The organism is Noviherbaspirillum suwonense, from assembly GCF_900182955.1.
GTDB classification, from domain to species: Bacteria; Pseudomonadota; Gammaproteobacteria; order Burkholderiales; family Burkholderiaceae_D; genus Noviherbaspirillum_A; species Noviherbaspirillum_A suwonense.
In genome coordinates this window covers 1-22,602 of the sequence record NZ_FXUL01000001.1, presented here as the reverse complement: position 1 = coordinate 22,602, position 22,602 = coordinate 1, and the positions used below count along the sequence as shown (strand labels likewise).

Genomic DNA, 22,602 nt, shown 5'->3' with positions numbered 1-22,602 from the left:
GGAATCACCATGGCTATTGCCGCCAGCGCCAGTCATATAAAGGAATCGCTCTACACCTGGGAAGGCCGCGACCGCAGCGGCAAGCAGGTGCGCGGGGAACTGCGGGCCAGCGGCGAAAACGTCGTCAGCGCCACGCTGCGCCGCCAGGGCATCCTGGTCACCAAGGTCAAGAAACGGTCGCTGCGCAGCGGCAAGAAGGTGACCGACAAGGACATTACGCTGTTTACCCGGCAGCTGGCGACGATGATGAAAGCCGGCGTGCCGCTGCTGCAGTCCTTCGATATCGTCGCCAAGGGACACTCGAACCCGTCGGTGTCCAAGCTGATCCAGGAAATCCGCGGCGATGTCGAGACCGGCACCAGCCTGAACCAGGCCTTCCGCAAATTCCCGCTGTATTTCGACCCGCTGTTCTGCAACCTGGTCGGCGCCGGCGAACAGGCCGGCATCCTGGAAGACCTGCTGACCCGGCTCGCGATCTACAAGGAAAAGACACTGGCGATCAAGGCCCAGATCAAGTCGGCGCTGTTCTACCCGGTGTCCATCCTGGGCGTGGCGTTCATCGTCACGGCGGTCATCATGATCTGGGTGGTGCCGGCCTTCAAGAGCGTATTCAGCAGTTTCGGGGCCGACCTGCCCGCCCCGACCCTGTTCGTGATGTCGCTCTCGGACTTTTTCGTGGCCAACTGGTATTTCATCTTCGGCGGCCTGTTCGGCGGCTTCTACCTGTTTTTCCAGGCATGGCGGCGCTCGGTGCCGATGCAGCGCAAGATGGACGCCATCCTGCTCAAGGTGCCCATCTTCGGCGAAGTGGTGAAGAAAGCCACGATCGCCCGCTGGACCCGGACCCTGGCAACCATGTTCGCCGCTGGCGTACCGCTGGTGGAGTCGCTGGACTCGGTCGGCGGCGCTTCCGGCAATGCGGTCTACCAGGATGCGACGCGCAAGATACAGACCGAGGTCAGCACCGGCACCAGCCTGACCATCGCGATGCAGAATGCCGATGTGTTCCCGAACATGGTGACCCAGATGGTCGCGATCGGCGAGGAGTCCGGCGCGCTGGACCAGATGCTGGGCAAGGTCGCCGACTTCTATGAAGATGAAGTCGATGAGGCGGTGAAGTCGCTGTCGAGCCTGATGGAGCCGCTGATCATGGTCATCCTCGGCGTGCTGATCGGCGGCCTGGTGGTGGCGATGTACCTTCCGATCTTCAAGCTGGGGTCGGTGGTGTAAGGCAGCGATGGCTGGCGGCTGAAAGCCGCAGCCAGCGGCGAAGCGGCGCAGTTGACGCTGCGCCGCCGAATGGGAGTGCCCGGATATGTTCGTCATCCGGGCATTTTTGATTTTTGGTAACAAATATATTTAGCGGCGACGCTGTAGCAGCCCGTCCCGGTGCGCCGGGTCCCGGTACGGCGAGGCTGCTTCGAACGCCCTGGATGCTTTGCCACTACGTAAAATGACAATGTTTAGTCCAAAGTTATTGGACGAAATCGAGCTTTCCACCCGAGAACAGGCCATGCGAACCATGATGGCGTTGACAAGAAACTACAGAAGATGATGGCCCGAGAAGAAGCATTGCGGATTTCGATACACGCAATGTTTCCACAAGGAAAATACGTTATGATGCTTTAACTGAAAGTCGCCGGGCGGCGCATCAGTGTTTTGTTTCCCCGACATAGCATTTAACGTATCTACAACTAAAAATGAACAACACTCGTTCACGCCTGCACGCCAATTACAGGCAGGCAGACCGGCTCATGCTGGGCGTCCTCGTCGCACTTTCCATCATGTCGTTTGCCCTCTCCGGCCTGCACGACACGTTGAAATGGGCAATCGCGATCGGCCTGCCGACCGTGCTGGTGCCGGCCGGCTTTGTGCTGATGCTTCCCGGCGCGCGCCTGACGCGCTGCATCGTCTCGGCGGCGCTGATGATTTTCGCGGCGCTGCATATCCACCAGGCCGGCGGCATGACGGAAGTCCATTTCGGCATTTTCGCGCTGCTGGCCTTCCTGCTTTTCTATCGCGACTGGGCCACTATCCTGACTGCGGCGGCGGTGATCGCCGTCCACCACCTGAGCTTCAACTATCTGCAGGAATGGGGTTATGGCGTCGTCTGCTTTACCCGCACCGGCCTGGGCATGGTTCTCGTGCATGCCAGCTATGTGGTCGCGGAGGCCGCGCTGCTCGGCTATCTGTCGGTCGTCATGCATCGGCAGGCGCTGCAGGAAGCCGAGCTGACCACCCGGGTTGGCGCGCTGGGCAGTGCGGGGCCGGACGTGATCGACCTGGCGCAGCAGGAGCGCGGCTACATGACCGATGCCGGGCGCAACCTCGACAAGATGATGCAGACGCTGCATGCGGCCATCGTCAGCGTCAGGCACGGCACCGAGACCATGCAGGTCGCCGCGCGGGAAATCGCCGCCGGCAATGCCGACCTGTCGCAACGCACCGAGATGCAGGCGGCCAACCTGGAAAAGACCGCGTCGGCCATGGGACAATACACGCGCTCGGTCGAGGAGAACCATCAGAATGCGCAGCAGGCCAACGACCTTGCCGCGCAGGCGGAAAAGGTGGCGCGGGAAGGCGGTGCGGTGGTGAACGACGTGGTGGACGTGATGAGCAGCATCCATCACAAGTCGCGCCAGATCGTGGAAATCATCGGCGTCATCGACGGCATCGCGTTCCAGACCAACCTGCTGGCGCTGAATGCGGCGGTGGAAGCCGCGCGCGCCGGGGAATCCGGCCGCGGCTTCGCTGTCGTGGCGAGCGAAGTGCGGGCGCTGGCGCAGCGTTCCGCAACCGCCGCCCGCGAAATTTCCGGCCTGATCAACGATACCGTCGCGACCATCGCCAACGGCAGCAGGCTGGCCGGCCAGGCCGGGGGGACGATGACGGATATCGTCGAGTCCACCAACAAGGTTGGTGAAATCATGACGCACATCGTCTCGGCCAGCGAGCGGCAGCGGCAGAGCATCGGCGAAGTCCATCGCGCAATGGAGGCGATCGACCAGTCGACGCAGCAGAATTCCGCGCTGGTCGAGCAGGCCGCGGCCGCTACCGCAAGCATGCATGCGCAGGCATCGCAACTGCTGGGCGCGGTCGGCGTGTTCCGGCTCGATGCACGCGTGACGCTGCTGCCTGCCGCATGATAAAACCGTCGCCGGGCCGGGCAACGGCCTGTCATGCAAGACCGGCAAGACACACTGGACACACAAGACTTTCAACTGCAAATCGATGCAAAAACAGATCAGCACTACGCAACTCCGTGTCGGCATGTACCTGGAGAAACTGCCAGGGTCATGGCTGAGCAATCCTTTCTGGAAGACGTCGCGACTCCTGGAGAGCGCCGAGGAAATCGAGCTGGTGCGCAAGAGCGGCGTCAGGCATGCAGTGATCGACACCGCCAAGGGGCTGGATGTCGCGCCGGAAGCCAGCGCTGCGCCGCCCGTGACGGCAGCCGTGCAGCCGCCCGCGGCGCCGACGCCCCGGCCACCCGCGCCCCGGCCGCCGCCGGTCAAGGTATCGGCGGAGCAGGAGATGAAGGTGGCCGCGCAGGTCATCGCACGCTCGAAGGCCGCCGTCACCGCCATGTTCACCGACGTGCGGATGGGCAAGGCGGTCGACCTTTCCGCCACCGACATGGTGATCGACGACATCTCGGAGTCGATCGCCCGGAACGCGACCGCGCTGGTCAGCCTGGCGCGCCTGAAGAACCAGGACGACTATACCTATATGCACAGCATCGCGGTCTGTGCGCTGATGATTGCGCTGGCCCGGCAGATAAACCTCGACCCGGAAGCCGTGAGGGAAGCGGGCGCGGCCGGGCTGCTGCATGACATCGGCAAGATGGCGGTGCCGCAGGCCATACTCAACAAGCCGGGCAAGCTGTCGGACGATGAATTCACCGCCGTGCGGCAGCATCCTCAGGCCGGCTACGACATGCTGGTGCAGGCCGGCCAGATCGGCGAGATCGCAATGGATGTCTGCCTGCACCATCACGAGAAGATGGATGGAAGCGGCTATCCGCACGGCCTGAAAGGCGAGCAGATCAGCCTCTATGCGCGGATGGGCGCCATCTGCGACGTCTACGATGCGATCACGTCCGACCGGGCCTACAAGCAGGGCTGGCCCGCTGCCGAGTCGATCAAGAAAATGGCGTCGTGGTGCGACACCCACTTCGATGCGCAGCTGTACCGGGCCTTCGTGAAATCGGTAGGCATCTACCCGATGGGCACGCTGGTGCGGCTGACCTCGGGACGCCTGGGCGTGGTCATCGAGCAAAGCGAGACATCGCTGCTGACGCCGCGCGTCCGGGTCTTTTTCTCCACCAAGTCGAACACCCATCTGACGCCTGTCGTCATCGACCTGGGCCTGCCCGGCGAGCGCGAGCAGATCGCGAAAAGCGAAGATCCGGCGCAGTGGAACTTCATCGACCTCAAGCGTTATTGGGCCGCCTAGCGACAGCCGGGCCTGCGCATTGCGCCCAGGCCCGGCCCGGTGTCCTTTTATACTGTGCCTGAAAGCGACGAATGCCGCTGCGGCCATTCGTTCCCTTCCAACCGTCATTGAAGGAGCACGGCCCATGGAACGCTGGATTGTCTACGCATTCATCTCGATGGCGTTTGCCGGCTTCACCTCCGTCATCGCCAAGCTCGGCCTGTCCGGCATTTCAGGCGACCTGGGCCTGGCGGTGCGGACCTGTTTCGTCTTCGTGTTCGTGCTGATGTTCGCCGCCGCGGTGGTGCCGGCCTCGGAGCTGGCGTCGCTCGACGCGCGCAACATCCTGTGGCTGGCCGCGTCGGCGGTCACCACCGCAGGCTCGTGGATCTTCTATTACAAGGCGATCAAGCTCGGCGACGTTTCCACCGTGGCGCTGATCGACAAGGGCAGCGTCGTCATCGCGGTGCTGCTGTCATTCTGGGTGCTGCATGAAACGGTGACCACGGCCAAGCTGGTCGGCGCAGGGCTGATCGTCGCCGGCCTGCTGGTGATGGCGCGCGGATGAGCGTCCTTGTGTCCGTTACGGCCTGGGCGCGCCGCATCAAGCGCGACGTGGTCATGCTCTGGTTTGCGCGCCGCCACCCCGATACGCCGCTGCTGGCCAAGGCGCTGTGCATCTTTGCCGCCGCCTATGCATTGAGCCCGATCGACCTGATTCCGGATTTCATCCCGGTGCTCGGTTATCTCGACGAGGCGCTGCTGCTGCCGGCGCTGATCTGGCTCGCGGTGCGGCTGCTTCCCGGCCATGTGATCGATGAATGCCGGATGCAGGCGCAGGCCTGGATGGAGAAGGAAAAAAGCCGGCCGGCAAGTTACGCCGGCGCGGCGGTGATCGTGGCGATCTGGCTGGGCATGCTGTACTGGGCCGCATCCAGCTACCTTGGCTGGGGGAGCTAGGCCGCCGGGCGGACCTGCCCGGCACGCATGGAGACCGCCTCCGTGATTGCCCGCCTAGCGCGGCGCCATCTCGATGCGGAACAGCGTCGTCTTCAGGCTGGCCGGGTTTTCCGGCTTGAACCAGTTCATGTCCATGATGCGCGAACTCGTCACGTACACCGCGCCATCCGGTCCCTGCGCGAAGGTGTCCGGCCAGCGCAGCTTTTCATCCTGAAGCAGCACCGACACCTTGTCGCCATCCCTGACCTTGACCGCGTTCTCCTCGACCGCGCTGATGTACATCCGGCCCTGCTTGTCGAACAGCAGGCCATCCGCAGGCCCGTTCTCGCCGACCTTTTCCACCTTGCCCTCGACCGACTTCGCCGGCAGCGCCGCATCGGCCAGCGTGCTGGTGGCGATCCGGTACAGCGTGCGGCCCTTGATCGCTTGCCAGTACAGGTATTTGCCGTCCGGCGACAGCGCAATGCCGTCCGCCGCGAACTCGACGCCGCGGCCGTCGGGCCGGCGCAGTTCCTTGCCGTCGGTCTTGATGACGACGCCCTTCTCCGGCTGCGTGCTGGGATGGCCGTCGAGCAGGCGCCGCGCCTTGCCGCTGGCCAGGTCCACCACCAGCAGCGCGCCCTTGGCGCCGGAGTCGGTGATGTAGGCGAGGCGGCCATCGGCGCTGAAGCGCACGTCGTTCAGGTAGCTTCCCTGCGGCGCTGCCTTCTCGTCGAAAGCGATGGTCTGCTTCACCTGGTTCGAGGCCAGGTCGATCTTCACCAGCTTGGGGCCGCCCGGCACCAGCGTGCCCTGCGCGGGCGCCGCCGGGTCCAGCACCCACAGGTTGCCGCGGTCGTCGGCCACCACGCTCTGGACGCAGACGAAATGCTGGCCGGGATTCATCTCGTCGCGCTTCGCATTGCGCCACGCATTCCAGTTCTGGTCGGGATAGGGACGGATGCTGCCGTCGCTGGCGACCTCGGCGACCGAGACCGGCGCATCCTCGGTCCAGCGCGGGAAGTTGACGAAGATGCGGCCATCCTTGGCCACGGTGACGCCGGTCACCTGGTGCTCGAATGCGGCCACCTGCTGCAGCCGCGCCTGGGCAGGCGGCTGGCCCGACGGGGGCTGCGCGGAAACCACGCTGCACATGCAGGCGCCGGCAAGCGCGGCGAACGTCGATTTGAGTATGCTCATTTGACCCTTCTCTTCCAGTGTAGCCGGGCGGGTCGCCCGTGCATTTCCTGGATTAGAGCCATCCGGTCGACAGAGTTCTTGCATGAGCAGGTCACGGCGCGGCTTTATCAGGGTTGTTTGTCCGAAGATAAGCCGGTCGACATGGCGCAACCGGTGCAACAGGTGCGACAGGCGCAACGCCTGTCGCCGGCCTGCGGCGTGTTTCCTCCGGCGGCCAGGGCCGACACCGGCCCCGGCAAGCCGCCCTACTTCACCCTGCCCTCCTTCCATGCCTGCACCAGCTTGTCGTAGGCAATGGTCTCGCCCTTGGGCTTTTCATTGGCGAGTTTCTTCCACGGCGCGCCGGTGTCCGACAGCCACTTGGCATTGTCGCTCTTCGCATTGAGCTTGGGTGCGCATGCCTTCATGCCGGCCCGCTGCAGCCTGCTCATCACCTGGTCCATTTCCTCGGCCAGGCTGTCCATCGCCGCCTGCGGCGTCTTCTCGCCGGTGACGGCCACCGCCACGTTCTTCCACCACAACTGCGCCAGCTTCGGATAGTCCGGAACGTTGTTGCCGGTAGGCGTCCATGCGACCCGCGCCGGGCTGCGGTAGAACTCGATCAGCCCGCCGTACTTGTCGGCATTCTTCGTGAAGTACTCATGCCGGATGTCGGAGTCGCGCACGAATGTGACGCCGGTAATGGACTTCTTGAGCGACGCCGTCTTCGAATTGATGAACTGCGCATACAGCCAGGCCGCGGCCTTGCGGTTGTCCGGCGTGGACTTGAAAAAGGTCCACGAGCCGACGTCCTGGTAGCCGTTCTGCATGCCGTCCTTCCAGTACGGGCCGTGCGGCCCCGGCGCCATCCGCCACTTCGGCGTGCCGTCGGCGTTGACCACCGGCAGGCCGGTCTTGGTCATGCCGGCGGTGAAGGCGGTGTACCAGAAGATCTGCTGTGCGATCTGGCCCTGGGCCGGCACCGGGCCGGCTTCGGAAAAGGTCATGCCCTGCGCCTCGGGCGGGGCATATTTCTTCATCCAGTCGACGTACTTGGTCAGCGCATAGACAGCCGCCGGCGAATTGGTCGCGCCGCCGCGGGACACCGAGGCGCCAACCGGCGTGCACTTGTCGTCGGCAACGCGGATGCCCCACTCGTCCACCGGCAGGCCGTTCGGTATGCCCTTGTCGGCGGAGCCGGCCATCGACAGCCAGGCGTCGGTGAAGCGCCAGCCCAGCGACGGGTCCTTCTTGCCGTAATCCATGTGGCCATAGATGCGCTTGCCGTCGATTTCCTTGACGTCATTGGTAAAGAATTCGGCGATGTCCTCGTAGGCCGACCAGTTCTGCGGCACGCCGAGCTCATAGCCGTACTTGGCCTTGAACTTGTCCTGCAGGTCCTTGCGCGCAAACAGGTCGGCGCGGAACCAGTAGAGGTTGGCAAACTGCTGGTCCGGCAGCTGGTACAGCTTGCCGTCCGGCGCTGTCGTGAAGCTGGTGCCGATGAAGTCCTTCAGGTCCAGCCCCGGGTTGGTGTAGTCCTTGCCCTTGCCCGACATGTAGTCCGACAGCGGCTCGATGACGCCGTAGCGGTAATGGGTGCCGATCAGGTCGGAGTCGGAGATCCAGCCGTCGTAGATGCTCTTGCCCGACTGCATCGAGGTCTGCAGCTTCTCGACCACGTCGCCTTCCTGTATCAGGTCGTGCTTGACCTTGATGCCTGTGATCTCCTCGAATGCGCGCGCCATGGTCTTCGATTCGTACACATGGGTGTCGATGGTTTCGGACACGACATTGATATCGTTCACGCCCGCGGCCTTGAGCTTGGCGGCGGCCTCAATGAACCATTTCATTTCATCGAGCTGCTGCTGGCGGTTGAGCGTGGAAGGCTGGAACTCCTGGTCGACCCATTTTTCGGCGGCCTTCATGTCGGCCCACGCTGCCACCGGGACCATCGTCGCGGCAATGGCCAATGCCATCAGTTTGCGTCTCATATCTCCACCTTTTTTGTATGCCTTCCCGGGTTCGGACGACAGCCGCACGGGAAGGTGTGCGCGGCTGCGGATACGCTGTCTAACCCCAGCGCATCACGATGAGCAGAACCACGAAGCTGACAGCGGCCCCCTGCCACTGCGGCAGGTTGGTCAGGCCGGTCCAGGCCAGGTTGATATAGGCGGCGGCCAGCAGGCTGATGAACAGGCGGTCGCCGCGGGTGGTGGCGATCGGCAGGAAGCCGCGCCGCATGATGGAAGGCGAGCGCAGCTCCCACACCGTCATGCCGATCAGCATCAGCACGATGGCGGTGAAGAAGATGGCCACCGGCATGGTCCATGCCATCCAGGAAAACAGGTTGTCCATGTCATACCCTCCCCATCGCGAAGCCCTTGGCGATGTAATGCCGGACGAACCAGATCACCAGCGCGCCCGGCACGATGGTCAGCACGCCGGCCGCCGCCAGCACGCCCCAGTCCATGCCGGCCGCCGACACCGTGCGCGTCATGGTGGCAGCGATCGGCTTGGCGTTGACCGAGGTGAGCGTGCGCGCCAGAAGCAGCTCGACCCAGCTGAACATGAAGCAGAAGAACAGCGTCACGCCGACGCCGGACTTGATCATCGGCAGGAAGATGCGGATAAAAAAGCGCGGGAAGCTGTAGCCGTCGATGTAGGCGGTCTCGTCGATCTCCTTGGGCACGCCGGACATGAAGCCTTCCAGTATCCAGACCGCCAGCGGCACGTTGAAGACCATGTGCGCCAGCGCCACCGCCAGGTGCGTGTCCATCAGCCCGACCGTCGAATAGAGCTGGAAGAACGGCAGCAGGAACACCGCCGGCGGCGTCATGCGGTTGGTCAGCAGCCAGAAGAACAGGTGCTTGTCGCCGACGAAGGTGTAGCGGGAGAACGCGTAGGCGGCCGGCAGCGCGATGCCCACCGACAGCACCATGTTGATGCCGACGTAGATGATGGAATTGATGTAGCCGCTGTACCAGGACGGGTCGGTAAAGATGGTCCTGAAATTGTCCAGCGTCAGGTCGTGCGGCCACATCGACAGCGTGCTCACAATCTCCTCGTTGGTCTTCAGGGACATGTTGATCATCCAGTAGATCGGCAGCAGCGACAGCAGCAGGTAGAGCGCCAGCAAGGGCGCGGTGATGCGCTTGTTCATCATTTGCTGTCTCCGGTGCCGACCCGTTGCATCCAGTTGTAGAGCAGGAAGCAGAACAGCAGGATGATCAGGAAATAGATCAGCGAAAAGGCCGCCGCCGGGCCGAGGTCGAACTGGCCGACCGCCTTCTGCGTCAGGTATTGCGACAGGAAGGTGGTCGCATTGCCGGGGCCGCCGCCGGTCAGCACGAAGGGCTCGGTATAGATCATGAAACTGTCCATGAAGCGCAGCAGCACCGCGATCATCAGCACGTTGCGCAGCTTGGGCAGCTGGATGAAGCGGAACACCGCCCAGCGCGACGCGCCGTCGATGCGGGCGGCCTGGTAGTAGGCGTCCGGTATCGCGCGCAGTCCGGCGTAGCACAGCAGCACCACCAGCGGCGTCCAGTGCCAGATGTCCATCACCAGCACCGTGGCCCAGGCGTCGAACGGGTCGCCGGTGTAGTTGTAGCCGATGCCCAGCGCATTGATCGAATAGCCCAGCAGGCCGATGTCGCCGCGTCCGAATATCTGCCAGATGGTGCCGACCACGTTCCAGGGGATCAGCAGCGGCAGCGCGATCAGCACCAGCGCCAGCGACGCGCGCCAGCCGTCGGCCGGCATGCACAGCGCGATCAGGATGCCCAGCGGGATCTGGATCGCCAGCACCGACAGCGAGAACAGCAGCTGCCGGTACAGCGCGCCGTGCAGCTCGGTATCCCGCATCACGGTCTGGAACCACTCGGTGCCGACGAACACCTTCTGCGTCGGGCTCAGGATGTCCTGCACCGAGTAATTGACGATGGTCATCAGCGGCAGGATGGCGGAGAACGCCACGGCGACGATGACCGGCAGGATCAGGAACCACGCTCGGTTGTTCTGGGTTTTCATTTCATGCCATCCGCCTGTCGTTGACGTAGTACAGCGTATGCGCCGCCGGGAAGCGCAGCCAGGCGCGCTCGCCGGCCGCGGCGCTCATCCGCCGCAGCTTGGCGGCCACCGGGCGCGCGCCGACCATGAACTCGGCCAGGTAATGGGTGCCGAGGTTGCGCACCGAGATCACGCTGGCCTCGATCGCGCCGGCCTCTCCGGCGCCTGCCACCTCGACATACTCCGGCCGTATGCCCAGCGTGGCCTGGTCCTGCCCGCGCAATGCCTCGGCCGCGTGCGCCGTCAGCGCGACGCTGCCGCCGGCGATCTGCGCCGCGCCGTCCTTCACCGTGCAGGGAATCAGGTTCATGCCGGGATTGCCGATGAAGTAGCCGACGAAGGTATGCGCCGGCTCCTCGAACAGGTCCTGCGCGCTGCCCGCCTGCACCACCTCGCCCTGCGTCATCACCACCACCTTGTCGGCAAAGGTAAGCGCTTCGACCTGGTCATGGGTGACGTAGATCAGGGACAGTTTGAGTTCATGGTGGATTTCCTTGAGCTTGCGGCGCAGCAGCCACTTCAGGTGCGGGTCGATCACGGTCAGCGGCTCGTCGAACAGCACGGCGGCCACGTCCGGGCGCACCAGGCCGCGGCCGAGCGAGATCTTTTGCTTCGCGTCCACGGCCAGCCCGCTGGCGCGGTGCCGCAGGTCGGCCGACAGCTCCAGCATGGCGGCGATCTGCTCGACCCGCATCCGTATGTCGGCCGGCTTCCAGCCGCGGTTGCGCAGCGGGAATGCGAGGTTGTCGTAGACGGTCATGGTGTCGTAGATCACCGGGAACTGGAACACCTGCGCGATGTTGCGCCGCTCCGGCGGCAGGTCGGTGACATCGACGCCATCGAACAGCACCCGGCCGTGGCTGGGTCGCACCAGCCCGGAAATGATATTGAGCAGCGTGGTCTTGCCGCAGCCGGACGGGCCCAGCAGCGCATAGGCGCCGCCGTCGTCCCACTGCATGGTCATCGGGCGCAGCGCGTAGTCCGCCGGCGACGACGGGTTGGGCCGGTATGCATGCGCGAGGTCCGCCAGTTCGATGCGCGCCATGGTCAGCTCCGCGCCGGCGCATGCAGCAGCCGGCCGTCCGTGGCGAACAGCAGCAGCGCATCCGGCTGGCAGTACAGCACGCAGGGCGCGCCCAGTTCCTGCACGTGCACGCCGGGCAGCTGGGCGACGATGGACAGCGGGCCGCGATGCACGTGGATATAGGTTTCCGAGCCGCTGATCTCGGCCAGGTCGACCACCGCCGCGACCGGCACGTCGCCCGGCTCGGGCTGCAGGCGCAGGCTGTGGGCGCGCAGGCCCAGCACCAGCTCGCGCTCGCCGCCGACGGCCCGCAGCTGGGCCGGCCCGAGCGGCAGCGCCAGGCCATCGTCCACCCGGGCCTGGCCGGCCGCCTCCACCGTCGCCGGCATCAGGTTGACCGGCGGGTCGCTGAAGGTGCGGGCCACCTGCACCGACGCCGGCGCGTTGAAGACGTCGAGCGTCGGCCCGTGCTGCAGCAGCCGGCCCTCGTGCAGCACGCTGAGCTGGCCGCCCAGCTGCAGCGCTTCCAGCGGCTCCGTGGTCGCGTACACCACGGTAGTCCTGCCTTCCGAGAACAGGTCGGTCAGCTCGCGCCGCAGTTCCTCGCGCAGCTTGTAATCGAGGTTGACCAGCGGCTCGTCCAGCAGCAGCAGGCCGGCGTCCTTGATCAGCGCTCGCGCCAGCGCGGTGCGCTGCTGCTGGCCGCCGGACAGCTCGGACGGCGTGCGCTGCAGGTAGGGCGTGATATGCAGCCGCTCCGCCATGTCGCCGACCCGCCGCCTGATTTCATCGTCCGGCACGCCCTTGATGCGCAGCGGCGACGCGATGTTTTCATAGACGGTGAACGACGGGTAATTGATGAACTGCTGATAGACCATGGCCAGGTCGCGCTGCCGCACCGGCACGCCGGTCATGTCGCGGCCATCGACGACGACCCGGCCCGCGCTTGGATGGTCCAGCCCGGCCATCAGGCGCATCAGCGTGGTCTTGCCGGCGCGCGTGGTGCCCAGCAGCACGTTGATGGCGCCGGGCGCAAGCTGCATCGTGAGCGGATGGATGTGGTCTTCCGCGCCATGCTTCCTGCTCACGTTTTCCAGTGACAGCTGCAAGGTGTCTCCTTGTCGTTCTCGTTGCGTCCAGTGTCAGCAGTTGCTGTGGATCTTGTAACAGGCCGCGCCGGGGCATGCCGGCGACTTGTACGCGCTTCGAAAAAACAATTAGCCGAAAGACAATCTGGTGCCTAGATTACGCCCGCTTTGAAAATAAACGCAAGCTGATTGTTCAAGTTTTTCGTTCGTTTATGTTGTTTTTGGATTATATTGAAATGGCACAAAAAGGCTGAAGGAGAACGGCATGACGCTTAATCCACGCCAGAGAAAGCTGCTCGATGTGGTCCGTCATCAGCGCACCGTCTCCGTGGAAGAGCTGGCGCAGCAGCTCGATGTGACGCCGCAGACCGTGCGCCGCGACATCAAGCTGATGGAGGATGCGCAGCTGCTGGCGCGCTACCACGGCGGCGTCGGCCTGCCCTCCTCGGTCAGGAACATCGACTACAACCAGCGCCAGGCCCTCAATAGCGACGCCAAGCGCCGCATCGCCGCGGCAGTCGCCGGCCAGGTGCCCAACGGCTGCTCGCTCCTGGTCAACATCGGCACCACCACAGAGGAAGTCGCGCGGGCGCTGGTGCATCACCAGGACCTGCACGTGGTGACCAACAACCTGAACGTCGCCGCCATCCTGGCCGACAACCCGGGCTGCGAAGTGATCATCGCCGGCGGCGTGGTGCGCGCCCGCGACCGCGGCATCGTCGGCGAGGCCACCATCGACTTCATCCGACAGTTCAAGGTCGACATCGGCATCATCGGCATCTCGGGACTGGAGGAAGACGGCACGCTGCGCGACTTCGACCCGCGCGAGGTCAAGGTCGCCCAGGCCATCATCGAGCAGTCGCGCGAGGTGTGGCTGGTCGCCGATCATGACAAGTTCGGCCGGCAGGCGCTGGTCAGGCTCGCGCATGCGTCGCAGATCGACAGGCTGTTTACCGACGCGAAGCCGCCGGAAGGACTGGCGAAGGCGTTGAAGGACGCGAAGGTGCAGGTGGTGGTGGCGGCCTGACCGCGCGATGACGCGGCAGGTGGCGGAAAGCAGCGGCGATAGCGTGCTTTCAGGCGGCGCTCGCTTGTGCGTGACAAGCTGAGCTCCTGAGCCCGGGAAAGCGGTCTTGCCCGACAACGCGGCGCAAGTATCGTATCGTATCGATACCGTCGTCCGGAAGTCAGGCGCCGCAGGGCAGCATTCAGCAGGCAGGCAAGCACGCAAGCAGGGAAGTGCCAGACAGGCCATTCTTGAAGCGTCAGGATTGCGCCCGTTGCTGTGACGATAGAAAAGTATACGAACCAAATATACTTTTGTATGCCGGGCGCAATCTTATTTGCCGACTTCCCCAAAGAACCGCAGCATCTCGCGCGACGCATCCGGCCCCTTGGGATCGGTGTACGAACCGCGCTTGCTGCCGCCCGACCATGCATGGCCGCTGCCGTGGACGGTCCAGTGTTCGGCCGTCAGCTTGCCGCCGGCATTGCGGTGGATTGCGCGGGTATAGCTGCGGCCATTGGGCGTGCTGCCTTTTTCGGTGGTCGCCGCGCCGGGTTGCGGCCCGGCATGATGCGCCAGCACCTGATGCCCGTTCTGCGGATGCACGGTCCTGTCGCGGTCGCCGTGGAACACGATGACCGGGATCGCGGCGCCCGACCTGGCTTTCAGCGCACCGTTCGCGGCGCCGTCCTGCATCGCGGCAAATGCGGACGGCACGTCATGCGCGGCGCCGGTCGGCAGGCCGGAGTGGACGCCGGCCGCCTTGTACAGGTCCGGGTATTCGCTGGCCAGGATCGCGGCCATCGCGCCGCCGGCGGACAGGCCGGCGACATAGACGCGCTCCGGGTCCACCTTGTAGTCGCGCATCACCTGCTGCGTGATGGCGGCGATGATCGACGGCTCGCCGCGGTCGCGGCGCTGGTCGTTGGCCTGGAACCAGTTCCAGCAGTTCGAGCCGTTCGCGTTCTTTGCCTGTGCCGGGTAGACGACCAGGCAACCCTGCTCCTCGGCCAGCGCATTCATGCCGGTGCCGGCGGCGAAATCGTCCGGATTCTGCTTGCAGCCATGCAGCATCACGACCAGCGGCGCCGGTTCGCCGGCATAGGTGCTGGGGATATAGAGCTTGTAGGCGCGGGTGCCGGCCGGCGCGGTGCAGGACAGGCTGAGGAACTTGCCCTTGAGCGGCGCGGCGTCGCTCGCAGCCACCTCCTCGACGTCGTCGACCACTGGCTGGCCCATGCCGGCGCGCAGCCGCTGCGCGAGGCCGGCGATGCCGGCGCGGCGCGGTGCGGCCTGCGGCTTGACGGTCTCGGCAAATGCCGGGTTGATATCGACCACATTGTCCGCCGGGGCCGGCTGGGCGAACGGCGATGCCGCGCCGCCTGGCGCCGCGCCGTGCAGCGCGCGCTGGACCGCCGCGGTTGCGGCCATCGGACCTTCGGTCTGCAGCAGCCGGGCGGCGTCGCGCATCTGCGCGATGAAGTTTTCATTGATGTTCATGCGTGTGTTTCCTTGTCGGTTAGCGTATCCGTCCGGCCAGGGCGGCCTTGACGGCGGGGCTGGCGTGCAGCGCCCCCAGTACTGAGATTTCGCTGATGGTGGCCTGCGCCAGTTCGGGCGTGACGTCGGGCGCAATGGTCGCCAGGCCCAGCACCTGTATCCGCAGCGTCTGCCCGGCCGCCTGCACGGCTTCCAGGTCGGCGCGGGTGTAATGCTGCAGGCCCAGGACCAGGCTCTTGCGGGCAACGGTCTGGCGGATCACGTCGCCGTGGGTCGACAGGTGGTTGCGGATCGCCGTGCGGATCAAATCGGTCCGGTTCGAATAGAAACCTTCCTGCACCAGCAAGTCGATCTGCCCCAGGTCGATCAGCCCAAGGTTAATCGTGACCTTCTCCGTATCGCCTGCCCTGACTTTCAACTCATCAGCCATTCTGTCTCCATATGCCATCTAATTGGAATCCATATACCATCCACATGGAGTATATAGACTGAGACCCGAATGTCAAACCGTATTCCCCATGCCTTACGCTAACGCAAGCCCACCGTCACCTCGGCGCCTCCGAGACGGGTCATTTCCAGCCAGCGAAACACCGAATCCGCGGTCGTCGTTTCGATGCGCCCGGCATAGCGCTTGGCTGGCGGATGATCGTCGAATGCGATATTGGCCGCCGTGACGCGCCCGCCCAGCCGCTCCAGCGCGCCCAGGTGCAGCACGGCGGGCGCATACGCCTGGGCCAGCAGCCAGGCCTGGGCCTGCTGCCGCGATGCGCCCGCCGGCAGCATGGCCGCCGCCAGGGTTTCCATGACCCACTGGTTCGACTGCTGGTAGCGCTCGCTCCATGCATAGCTGACCATGCTGTAGGGCCGGCGGTGCATGGCCAGCGCACGCTGCCGGTCCGTCATCACCGGCAACAGCGCGGCCTGTATTGCGCTGGACGGCGCCACGAAAGCGGCTTCATAGCGGAACGGATCGCCGAGGAAGAACTGGCCCAGGCCCTGGCGGTAGATCGCGGCATGGTCGCTGCCGCAGTCGTTGAGCTTGTGCAGCACCCGCCATGCGGTGCCGCCCTGGCCGTCGGCTTCGCGGTAGGCAAATGCCAGGTGGGAATAATGGATGCCGTACTTGCGCAGGTCCTGGCCGACGCGCGCCAGCAGCACCAGGTCCTGGCCGCTGGCATCGAGCGCCTGGCGGGTCTGTTCGGCCAGCGCCATGCCACGGCTGAGCGCGTCCACCGTCAGCGGCTTTTGCTCGCAGCTGCGGCCGGCGTGGGCCGCCTGGGCGACAAGGCCGGCGACGGCCAGCGCCAGCATTGAAAGTATCCTGATCAGCTTCATCGCGGTCTCCTAAATAGTTCAGTAGCTCAATAGGACACGCGTTCGTCATGCAGCAGCGCACGGCCGAGCGCGTTCGGAATGAAGGCAATCGCGTCGCTCGCCACCGAGAGCACCACGCCGGCGCCGATGACGCTGCAGCCGACCACGGCGCCGACGCCGATGGCCAGTCCCGCCAGCCCGCGGCCAGCCAGCTCGACGCTGGCACGGGCGCCGTCCGATGCGCGCTCCAGCACCAGCACGACACCGTTGGCGCTGGCTTCGACCGCCTTGACGGTCAGCACCGCGCCGGTCACGGACAGCGCCAGCGGCACGGCGGCGACCGAGCCGGCGACGGCGCTGCCGGCGACGACGGACGCGACCGGCAGCGCCGACAGGCTGCTGAGGGCGGACGCCTCGCCATGGGCGCGGACAGGCGCCACGGCGACCGCCAGCGTCAGCGCAACAAGCAATCCGGCAAAAAACGTTTTCATCATGGCTTCCTCACGGTGCGGGATGGTTTCAGGCGCGGTCGTCATGGCCGGCCAGCAGGTCGGCTTCATGCCGGTCGCGCAGCATCTTGGCGAGCGTGAATGCGCTGGTCACCAGGTAGAGCCAGGCCACGCCGAGGAAGGCCTTGTAGGTCTCGTTGATTTCCATGCGCAGCAGGCCCCAGGCCGTCAGCGCCATCGCCAGAAGGAAGCCGGACCAGACCACGTACTTGAACATCGGCGTGTCCACCCTGCCTTCCATCTTCGCCTTCTGGTTATCGCGAATCATCTTGGAGAGCACAAACACGTTGGACAGGCAGAACAGGTAACCCATGACCATGAACACCCGGTCGAGGTCGGCGCCGGGCAGATAGGCCAGGCCGACCGCGCACAGGAAAACAGCGATGCCGAACGACAGCCACACCTGCAGCTGCCATGCGCCGGTATCGCGGATCATTGCTGGTTTCATTTCTTGCTCCTTCGAGTGGTTGGGGTGGACGCAGTGTCGTTTCAAACCGGCATGAAGTCTCGAAATGGAATGCCAGTTGCTCTATAAGGCACATCGGGTATCATATTTCGATACTTGTTTCCGAGAGACACTACTTATGAGCTCGACCGCCGCCCTGATTGCCGCGCTGAAGCAGGAAATGAAGTCGGCCGGCGTCACCTACGCCGGGCTGGCGCAGCGGCTGGGCATGGCCGAGTCCAGCGTCAAGCGCATGCTGGCGAAGGGGGAAATGCCGCTGTCGCGGCTGGATGCGATCTGCGCGGCGCTGAAGATCGACTTCGCCGACCTGGCGCGCACGGTGGCGGACGCGCGGCCCCTGCTGGTCGAAATGACGCTGGAGCAGGAGAAGGCGGTGGTGGCGGACAACAAGCTGTTGCTGACCGCCATTTGCGTGCTCAGCCAGTGGACGCTGGAACAGATCGTCCGCTATTACCGGATGACGGAGGCCGAGACGATCGCGCGGCTGGTGAAGCTCGACCACCTGGGCATCATCGAGCTGCGGCCGTTAAACCGCTACCGGCTGAAGCTGGCGAAGACCTTCCGCTGGCGGCCGCACGGGCCGGTGATGCGCTTCTTTCGCGAGCATGCGCTGCTCGACTATTTCTCGGGCGGCTTCGACCATGACGACGAGTCGCTGCTGATGGTGCACGGCTCCATCAGCAAGAGCCTGGCGCCGTCCTTCGTCGAGCGACTGCAGCGGGTCGCACAGGACTTCGCGCAGGCGCACCATGCTGACCAGAAGCTGGCGCCGCAGCACCGAGAGGGCTACACGCTGCTGCTGGCGATGCGTTCATGGGACTTCGAGGGGTTCGAGGCCTTGCGCCGCTGAACCCCTCCGCCCGCTTCAGGGCTGGCTGGCCTCGTTGAGCTGGCGCAGCTGTTCCGCGCCGAGCTTCAGGCTGACCGAGCGCACCAGGCTGTCGACCTGTTCGACGCTGGTGGCGCTGGCGATCGGCGCGGTCACGCCGGGCTGGGCGATGGCCCAGGCCAGCGCGATCTCGGCCGGCTTCGCGCCGGTCTCGGCCGCGACCGCGTCCAGCGCCGACAGCACCCGCATGCCGCGCGGATTCAGGTATTTCTCGACGCGGCTGCCGCGCGCGCTTTTTGCGAGGTCCTCGGCCGACCGGTATTTGCCGGACAGGAAGCCGGACGCCAGGCTGTAGTAGGTGATCACGCCAAGGTCCTCGGCGATGCACAGGTCGCGCAGCCGGGTCTCGAAGCCCTCGCGGTCCAGCAGGTTGTATTCCGGCTGCAGCACCGTGTAGCGCGGCAGCCCCCTGGCGCCGGCGTCGAGCGCGACGCGCAGCTGGGTCTGGTCATAGTTCGAGCAGCCGATCGCGCGCACCTTGCCCTGCTTGAGCAGCGTGTCGTAGGCGCCCAGGGTTTCCTCGATCGGCGTCTGCGGGTCCGGGTAATGGCTCAGGTACAGGTCGATGCGGTCGGTCTGCAGCCGCCGCAGCGAATCTTCCGCCGCCGCGATGATGCGTTTGGCCGACAGGCCCTTCTTGTCCGGCCCCAGGTCGACGCCGACCTTGGTGATGATGGTGACCTTGTCGCGGCGCGACGGGTCCGCCGCCAGCCATTTGCCGATGATGGTCTCGGACTCGCCGCCCTTGTGCCCCGGCACCCAGCGCGAATAGGCGTCGGCGGTGTCGATGGCGTCGAGGCCAGCGTCGGTGAAGCGGTCGAGCATCGCAAACGAGGTGGCCTCATCGGCAGTCCAGCCGAACACATTGCCGCCGAAGACCAGCGGGGCGATTTCCAGGCCGGAACGGCCGAGCTTGCGTTTTTCCATGATGTCTTCCTTTCGTGGCTTGCTTGTCGGTCGTGCATTATGTCGGACTTGCGAAAATCCCGTCGGCCGCGGCCCAGTGTGTTTGGCAGGCGACGGTGGCGGGGCTGACGCGCATCGACGGATGGATATCGGTGCCGAATTCCCTGCCGCTGCCAGTACAATTCGTTGATTTTAAGCAGCACCTTGCAGCACCTTGCGGCACCTTCGCGACAGCAGCCTGCCCACGACCACCAACCTTTTCAAAATTTCATGAACGACGCAGCCACCTCCAGTTCGGCCCTTTACGGCATGCTTTTCCTCGCTGCACCCGGCACGCTGCTGCCGGCCATCGTCGCCGGCATCCTCGGCCTGCTGATCGGCAGTTTCCTGAACGTGGTGATCCACCGCGTGCCGAAGATGATGCAGCGCGAATCGGACAATTATGTCGCGCAGGAAAGCGGCCTGCCGCCGCCGCACACCGGCCGTTACGACCTCGTGCTGCCGCGCTCGGCCTGCCCGCATTGCGGCCACCAGATCACCGCGCTGGAAAACATCCCGGTGCTGAGCTACCTGGCGCTGCGCGGCAAATGCAGCCAGTGCAAGGCGCCGATCTCGCCGCGCTATCCAATGGTCGAAGCGCTGACCGGCCTGCTGTCGGCGTTCCTGATCTGGCACTTCGGCAGCGGCCTGGCCGGCCTGGCTTCGCTGGCATTCGTCTGGCTGCTGATCGCCATGACCTTCATCGATGCGGACACCAAGCTGCTGCCCGACGACCTGACGCTGCCGCTGCTGTGGCTGGGCCTACTGGTGAACCTGAACGGCACGTTCGTGCCGCTGCAGGAAGCCGTCATCGGCGCCGCCGCGGGCTACCTGGTGCTGTGGGCGGTGTACTGGCTGTTCAAACTCGTGACCGGCAAGGAAGGCATGGGCTATGGCGACTTCAAACTGCTGGCCGCGCTGGGCGCATGGATGGGCTGGACCATGCTGCCGCTGATCATTCTGCTGTCCTCGGTCGTCGGCGCCGTGGTCGGCATCGGCCTGATCGTCTTCACCAGGCGCGGCCGCGACAACCCGATCCCGTTTGGCCCCTACCTCGCCGTGGCCGGCCTGATCGCGCTGATCTGGGGCAAAATGCTGGTCCAGACCTATCTCGGCTTTCCGCTGTAGGCAGGGTAAGCCGCAAGGAGACCATCATCGACAACCCGTTTTCCATCGGACTGACCGGCGGCATAGGCAGCGGCAAGAGCCTGGTCGCCGACATGTTCGCCGCGCTCGGCGCCGCGCTGATCGACACCGACCTGATCGCCCACCAGCTGACCGTGCCGGGCGGCGCGGCGATGCCGCTCATTGCCGCGCAGTTCGGCGCCGGCTTCATCGACGCCCATGGCGCAATGGACCGCGCGAAGATGCGCGCCGCGGTGTTTTCAGACCCGGCTGCCAAGCGCCGGCTCGAAGCCATCCTGCATCCCTTGATCCGCATCGAAACCGAGCGCGCCGCCGCCAATGCAAAAGGCGCTTACCGGATCTTTGTGGTGCCCTTGCTGGTCGAATCCGGCAAATGGAAGGAGCGGGTATCCCGGGTGCTCGTCGTCGAATGTCCGGAAGCGCTGCAGGTGTCGCGGGTCATCGCGCGCAACGGCCTGGACGAGGCGCAGGTGCGTGCGATCATGGCCGCCCAGGCCAGCCGCCAGGCGCGGCTGGCGGCAGCGGACGACGTGATCGTCAACGACGCCGGCATTGCGCAACTGACGCCGCAGGTCGAACGGCTGCATGCGCTCTACTGCGCGATGGCAAGGGGAATACCGCAGGCAAACTGAATAAACTTTTGCCAAGTTTGTAATATCATGCTGGTTCTTCCAAATTTCTCCGGCATGAAGCGGAACCCACTGTAAAGGGACGGCACCTTGATCGTTTACGAATACCCTTTCAACGAGCGTATTCGCACGTTGCTGCGGCTGGAAGACCTGTACGAGAAATTTATGTTCTTCGTGCAGCAAGGCCATCCGCTGCAGCATCACGTCGCGCTGTCGACGATCTTCGAAATGCTGGAAGTCGCCGGCCGCGCCGACCTCAAGTCCGACCTGCTGCAGGAACTGGAGCGGCAGAAACAGGTGCTGCAGGCATTCAGGGCCAACCCCAATGTGCAGGCCGAAGCGCTCGACGCGGTGCTCGACGAAGTCGACAGCATCAGCGCCGCGCTGATCGCCTCCGGCGGCAAGACCGGCCAGAACATCCGCGACAATGAATGGCTGATGAGCATACGCGGCCGCACCATCATCCCCGGCGGCGCCTGCGAGTTCGACCTGCCGTCCTACTACGCGTGGCAGCACCGCCCGGCGCAGCAGCGCGTCGAAGACATCTCCGGCTGGTTCGCCCCGCTCGCCCCACTCTTCAGCGCCCTGACCTTCGTGCTGCGCCTGCTGCGCGAAACCGGCCGCCCCACCAAGATCATCGCCCAGGCCGGCAGCTTCCAGCAGATGTTGCAGGGAAAGGTGTACCAGATGCTGCGCCTCACCCTGGACGAACGCCTGGGCGCCATCCCCGAGATATCCGCCAACAAATACATGTTGTGGGTCCGTTTCACCGTCCAGGACGGCGACATGAAGCCCAGGCCGTACGACCACGATGTGCCGTTCGACCTGGCGCTCTGTAATTTCTGATCAGGAAGCATATGGTTGCAATCGTCAACTGCCCGACATGCGGCAAAAAAGTGGAATGGACCGAAGCAAGCAAGTACCGTCCATTCTGTTCCAACCGTTGCAAGCAGATCGACCTCGGCGCATGGGCCGAGGAAAAGTACGTGATCCCCTCAAGCGGCCCCGAGCAAAACCCGGAAGACGAGGACCGCGAACATTAATGGGGAATACGCGGAGCGCGATGTAAAGTAGCCAGCATTTTCGCGCAGCGACCAGCGCCGTTGCCCGCGCAGCGACCGTTGCAGTTGCAGTTAGCTCCGCGCAGCGACAGTTGCCGTTGCTTGTGAAGCGGCCGTTGCTTGTGAAGCGGCCGTTGCTTGTGAAGTGGCCGTTGCCTGTGAAGTGGCCGTTGCCTGTGAAGTGGCCGTTGCCTGTGAAGTGGCCGTTGCCTGTGAAGTGGCCGTTGCCGTTGCAGTGAATCCCCGTTAGATGGCGACGCGTCGCCAGTGCCTGAAACGGATAAAGAAGCGTCCGCTGTCTGAGCGAAGCGAGTTTCGGACGCTTCCCGTTTCAGGTGCTGGCGGCGCGTGCAGTTCGCGCAGCGGACCGCCATCGTAGGGGTCGCCTTTTTTGCCCCACTT

25 protein-coding genes are annotated in these 22,602 nt (G+C 64.7%); 12 read left to right on the top strand and 13 right to left on the bottom strand.

The window, feature by feature from the left end; genetic code table 11:
• The first annotated feature begins 9 nt into the window (after positions 1-9).
• The 5 genes from QOL82_RS00125 (at position 10) to QOL82_RS00105 (ending at position 5,394) form a co-directional block, all read left to right on the top strand.
• Positions 10-1,230, top strand: coding sequence for a type II secretion system F family protein (locus QOL82_RS00125; protein WP_283440193.1), 1,221 nt, complete (start codon positions 10-12; stop codon positions 1,228-1,230).
• Between the two features lie 524 nt (positions 1,231-1,754).
• Positions 1,755-3,146: a methyl-accepting chemotaxis protein gene (locus QOL82_RS00120; protein ID WP_283440192.1), complete on the top strand. Its 1,392-nt coding sequence runs from the start codon at positions 1,755-1,757 to the stop codon at positions 3,144-3,146.
• A gap of 85 nt (positions 3,147-3,231) precedes the next feature.
• Positions 3,232-4,455 (top strand): HD-GYP domain-containing protein, encoded by a 1,224-nt coding sequence (locus tag QOL82_RS00115; protein WP_283440191.1) that lies wholly within the window; start codon positions 3,232-3,234, stop codon positions 4,453-4,455.
• Positions 4,456-4,579: 124 nt separating this feature from the next.
• The gene (locus tag QOL82_RS00110) at positions 4,580-5,002 is read left to right on the top strand and encodes an EamA family transporter (RefSeq protein WP_283440190.1); all 423 of its coding nucleotides are present in this window, start codon (positions 4,580-4,582) and stop codon (positions 5,000-5,002) included.
• Positions 4,999-5,394 (top strand): YkvA family protein, encoded by a 396-nt coding sequence (locus QOL82_RS00105; protein WP_283440189.1) that lies wholly within the window; start codon positions 4,999-5,001, stop codon positions 5,392-5,394. The genes QOL82_RS00110 and QOL82_RS00105 overlap by 4 nt, the downstream gene beginning before the upstream one ends.
• 54 nt (positions 5,395-5,448) lie before the next feature.
• On the opposite strand, the gene QOL82_RS00100 is transcribed toward QOL82_RS00105, so the two are convergent.
• Positions 5,449-6,573, bottom strand: coding sequence for an SMP-30/gluconolactonase/LRE family protein (locus QOL82_RS00100; protein WP_430438415.1), 1,125 nt, complete (start codon positions 6,571-6,573; stop codon positions 5,449-5,451).
• Positions 6,574-6,690: 117 nt separating this feature from the next.
• Between QOL82_RS00100 and QOL82_RS00095 the strand changes: the two genes are divergently transcribed.
• A complete protein-coding gene (locus QOL82_RS00095; protein WP_283440188.1) occupies positions 6,691-6,864 on the top strand; it encodes a hypothetical protein in 174 nt (57 codons plus the stop codon).
• Here QOL82_RS00095 and QOL82_RS00090 read toward each other — a convergent pair.
• The 6 genes from QOL82_RS00090 to QOL82_RS00065 form a co-directional block, all read right to left on the bottom strand.
• Entirely contained in the window at positions 6,819-8,546 is a 1,728-nt protein-coding gene (locus tag QOL82_RS00090; RefSeq protein WP_283440187.1) for an ABC transporter substrate-binding protein, read from the bottom strand. The genes QOL82_RS00095 and QOL82_RS00090 overlap by 46 nt on opposite strands.
• 79 nt (positions 8,547-8,625) lie before the next feature.
• Complete coding sequence (locus QOL82_RS00085) at positions 8,626-8,910, bottom strand: DUF2160 domain-containing protein (RefSeq protein ID WP_283440186.1); 285 nt, start codon at positions 8,908-8,910, stop codon at positions 8,626-8,628.
• A gap of 1 nt (position 8,911) precedes the next feature.
• Positions 8,912-9,718, bottom strand: a complete 807-nt coding sequence (locus tag QOL82_RS00080) for a carbohydrate ABC transporter permease (protein WP_430438414.1) — start codon at positions 9,716-9,718, stop codon at positions 8,912-8,914.
• Positions 9,715-10,584, bottom strand: coding sequence for a carbohydrate ABC transporter permease (locus QOL82_RS00075; RefSeq protein WP_283440185.1), 870 nt, complete (start codon positions 10,582-10,584; stop codon positions 9,715-9,717). Before QOL82_RS00075 ends, QOL82_RS00080 begins: the two co-directional genes overlap by 4 nt.
• Before the next feature lies 1 nt (position 10,585).
• Positions 10,586-11,668, bottom strand: coding sequence for an ABC transporter ATP-binding protein (locus tag QOL82_RS00070; RefSeq protein ID WP_283440184.1), 1,083 nt, complete (start codon positions 11,666-11,668; stop codon positions 10,586-10,588).
• Positions 11,669-11,670: 2 nt separating this feature from the next.
• Positions 11,671-12,756 carry an ABC transporter ATP-binding protein gene (locus QOL82_RS00065; RefSeq protein ID WP_283440183.1) on the bottom strand — a complete coding sequence of 362 codons (1,086 nt, stop codon included), beginning with the start codon at positions 12,754-12,756 and terminating at the stop codon, positions 11,671-11,673.
• A 244-nt stretch (positions 12,757-13,000) separates the two neighbouring features.
• On the opposite strand from QOL82_RS00065, the gene QOL82_RS00060 reads away from it, so the two are divergent.
• Positions 13,001-13,762, top strand: a complete 762-nt coding sequence (locus QOL82_RS00060) for a DeoR/GlpR family DNA-binding transcription regulator (RefSeq protein ID WP_283440182.1) — start codon at positions 13,001-13,003, stop codon at positions 13,760-13,762.
• Positions 13,763-14,074: 312 nt separating this feature from the next.
• Here QOL82_RS00060 and QOL82_RS00055 read toward each other — a convergent pair whose 3' ends face one another.
• The 5 genes from QOL82_RS00055 to QOL82_RS00035 form a co-directional block, all read right to left on the bottom strand.
• Complete coding sequence (locus tag QOL82_RS00055; protein ID WP_283440181.1) at positions 14,075-15,241, bottom strand: extracellular catalytic domain type 1 short-chain-length polyhydroxyalkanoate depolymerase; 1,167 nt, start codon at positions 15,239-15,241, stop codon at positions 14,075-14,077.
• 19 nt (positions 15,242-15,260) lie between these two features.
• On the bottom strand, positions 15,261-15,671 hold the full coding sequence (locus tag QOL82_RS00050) for a CopG family transcriptional regulator (RefSeq protein ID WP_283440180.1): 411 nt from the start codon (positions 15,669-15,671) through the stop codon (positions 15,261-15,263).
• Between the two features lie 98 nt (positions 15,672-15,769).
• Positions 15,770-16,576 carry a DUF2145 domain-containing protein gene (locus tag QOL82_RS00045; protein ID WP_283440179.1) on the bottom strand — a complete coding sequence of 269 codons (807 nt, stop codon included), beginning with the start codon at positions 16,574-16,576 and terminating at the stop codon, positions 15,770-15,772.
• A gap of 26 nt (positions 16,577-16,602) precedes the next feature.
• Entirely contained in the window at positions 16,603-17,046 is a 444-nt protein-coding gene (locus QOL82_RS00040; protein ID WP_283440178.1) for a hypothetical protein, read from the bottom strand.
• Positions 17,047-17,074: 28 nt separating this feature from the next.
• A complete protein-coding gene (locus QOL82_RS00035; protein ID WP_283440177.1) occupies positions 17,075-17,512 on the bottom strand; it encodes a YiaA/YiaB family inner membrane protein in 438 nt (145 codons plus the stop codon).
• Between the two features lie 136 nt (positions 17,513-17,648).
• On the opposite strand from QOL82_RS00035, the gene QOL82_RS00030 reads away from it, so the two are divergent.
• Positions 17,649-18,380: a helix-turn-helix domain-containing protein gene (locus QOL82_RS00030; RefSeq protein WP_283440176.1), complete on the top strand. Its 732-nt coding sequence runs from the start codon at positions 17,649-17,651 to the stop codon at positions 18,378-18,380.
• Positions 18,381-18,395: 15 nt separating this feature from the next.
• Here the strand turns inward: QOL82_RS00030 and QOL82_RS00025 are convergent, their stop codons facing one another.
• Entirely contained in the window at positions 18,396-19,346 is a 951-nt protein-coding gene (locus tag QOL82_RS00025) for an aldo/keto reductase (protein ID WP_283440175.1), read from the bottom strand.
• A 249-nt stretch (positions 19,347-19,595) separates the two neighbouring features.
• Here QOL82_RS00025 and QOL82_RS00020 point away from each other — a divergent pair, with 249 nt between their 5' ends.
• The 4 genes from QOL82_RS00020 to yacG all read left to right on the top strand — a co-directional run bounded on the left by QOL82_RS00020 (position 19,596) and on the right by yacG (position 22,182).
• Complete coding sequence (locus QOL82_RS00020; RefSeq protein ID WP_430438413.1) at positions 19,596-20,492, top strand: prepilin peptidase; 897 nt, start codon at positions 19,596-19,598, stop codon at positions 20,490-20,492.
• A 23-nt stretch (positions 20,493-20,515) separates the two neighbouring features.
• A complete protein-coding gene (gene coaE / locus QOL82_RS00015; protein ID WP_283440781.1) occupies positions 20,516-21,142 on the top strand; it encodes a dephospho-CoA kinase in 627 nt (208 codons plus the stop codon).
• Between the two features lie 87 nt (positions 21,143-21,229).
• Positions 21,230-21,985, top strand: a complete 756-nt coding sequence (zapD, locus tag QOL82_RS00010; RefSeq protein WP_283440174.1) for a cell division protein ZapD — start codon at positions 21,230-21,232, stop codon at positions 21,983-21,985.
• 11 nt (positions 21,986-21,996) lie between these two features.
• Positions 21,997-22,182, top strand: coding sequence for a DNA gyrase inhibitor YacG (yacG, locus tag QOL82_RS00005; RefSeq protein ID WP_283440173.1), 186 nt, complete (start codon positions 21,997-21,999; stop codon positions 22,180-22,182).
• Positions 22,183-22,602: the final 420 nt, after the last annotated feature.

Excerpts from the sequence above, each read along its gene's own strand:
- QOL82_RS00125 (WP_283440193.1), top strand. The coding sequence starts at position 10 with ATGGCTATTGCCGCCAGCGCCAGTCATATAAAGGAATCGCTCTACACC.
- QOL82_RS00120 (WP_283440192.1), top strand. The coding sequence starts at position 1,755 with ATGCTGGGCGTCCTCGTCGCACTTTCCATCATGTCGTTTGCCCTCTCC.
- QOL82_RS00115 (WP_283440191.1), top strand. The coding sequence starts at position 3,232 with ATGCAAAAACAGATCAGCACTACGCAACTCCGTGTCGGCATGTACCTG.
- QOL82_RS00110 (WP_283440190.1), top strand. The coding sequence starts at position 4,580 with ATGGAACGCTGGATTGTCTACGCATTCATCTCGATGGCGTTTGCCGGC.
- QOL82_RS00105 (WP_283440189.1), top strand. The coding sequence starts at position 4,999 with ATGAGCGTCCTTGTGTCCGTTACGGCCTGGGCGCGCCGCATCAAGCGC.
- QOL82_RS00100 (WP_430438415.1), bottom strand. The coding sequence starts at position 6,573 with ATGAGCATACTCAAATCGACGTTCGCCGCGCTTGCCGGCGCCTGCATG.
- QOL82_RS00090 (WP_283440187.1), bottom strand. The coding sequence starts at position 8,546 with ATGAGACGCAAACTGATGGCATTGGCCATTGCCGCGACGATGGTCCCG.
- QOL82_RS00085 (WP_283440186.1), bottom strand. The coding sequence starts at position 8,910 with ATGGACAACCTGTTTTCCTGGATGGCATGGACCATGCCGGTGGCCATC.
- QOL82_RS00080 (WP_430438414.1), bottom strand. The coding sequence starts at position 9,718 with ATGATGAACAAGCGCATCACCGCGCCCTTGCTGGCGCTCTACCTGCTG.
- QOL82_RS00075 (WP_283440185.1), bottom strand. The coding sequence starts at position 10,584 with ATGAAAACCCAGAACAACCGAGCGTGGTTCCTGATCCTGCCGGTCATC.
- QOL82_RS00070 (WP_283440184.1), bottom strand. The coding sequence starts at position 11,668 with ATGGCGCGCATCGAACTGGCGGACCTCGCGCATGCATACCGGCCCAAC.
- QOL82_RS00060 (WP_283440182.1), top strand. The coding sequence starts at position 13,001 with ATGACGCTTAATCCACGCCAGAGAAAGCTGCTCGATGTGGTCCGTCAT.
- QOL82_RS00055 (WP_283440181.1), bottom strand. The coding sequence starts at position 15,241 with ATGAACATCAATGAAAACTTCATCGCGCAGATGCGCGACGCCGCCCGG.
- QOL82_RS00050 (WP_283440180.1), bottom strand. The coding sequence starts at position 15,671 with ATGGCTGATGAGTTGAAAGTCAGGGCAGGCGATACGGAGAAGGTCACG.
- QOL82_RS00045 (WP_283440179.1), bottom strand. The coding sequence starts at position 16,576 with ATGAAGCTGATCAGGATACTTTCAATGCTGGCGCTGGCCGTCGCCGGC.
- QOL82_RS00040 (WP_283440178.1), bottom strand. The coding sequence starts at position 17,046 with ATGAAAACGTTTTTTGCCGGATTGCTTGTTGCGCTGACGCTGGCGGTC.
- QOL82_RS00035 (WP_283440177.1), bottom strand. The coding sequence starts at position 17,512 with ATGAAACCAGCAATGATCCGCGATACCGGCGCATGGCAGCTGCAGGTG.
- QOL82_RS00030 (WP_283440176.1), top strand. The coding sequence starts at position 17,649 with ATGAGCTCGACCGCCGCCCTGATTGCCGCGCTGAAGCAGGAAATGAAG.
- QOL82_RS00025 (WP_283440175.1), bottom strand. The coding sequence starts at position 19,346 with ATGGAAAAACGCAAGCTCGGCCGTTCCGGCCTGGAAATCGCCCCGCTG.
- QOL82_RS00020 (WP_430438413.1), top strand. The coding sequence starts at position 19,596 with ATGAACGACGCAGCCACCTCCAGTTCGGCCCTTTACGGCATGCTTTTC.
- yacG (WP_283440173.1), top strand. The coding sequence starts at position 21,997 with ATGGTTGCAATCGTCAACTGCCCGACATGCGGCAAAAAAGTGGAATGG.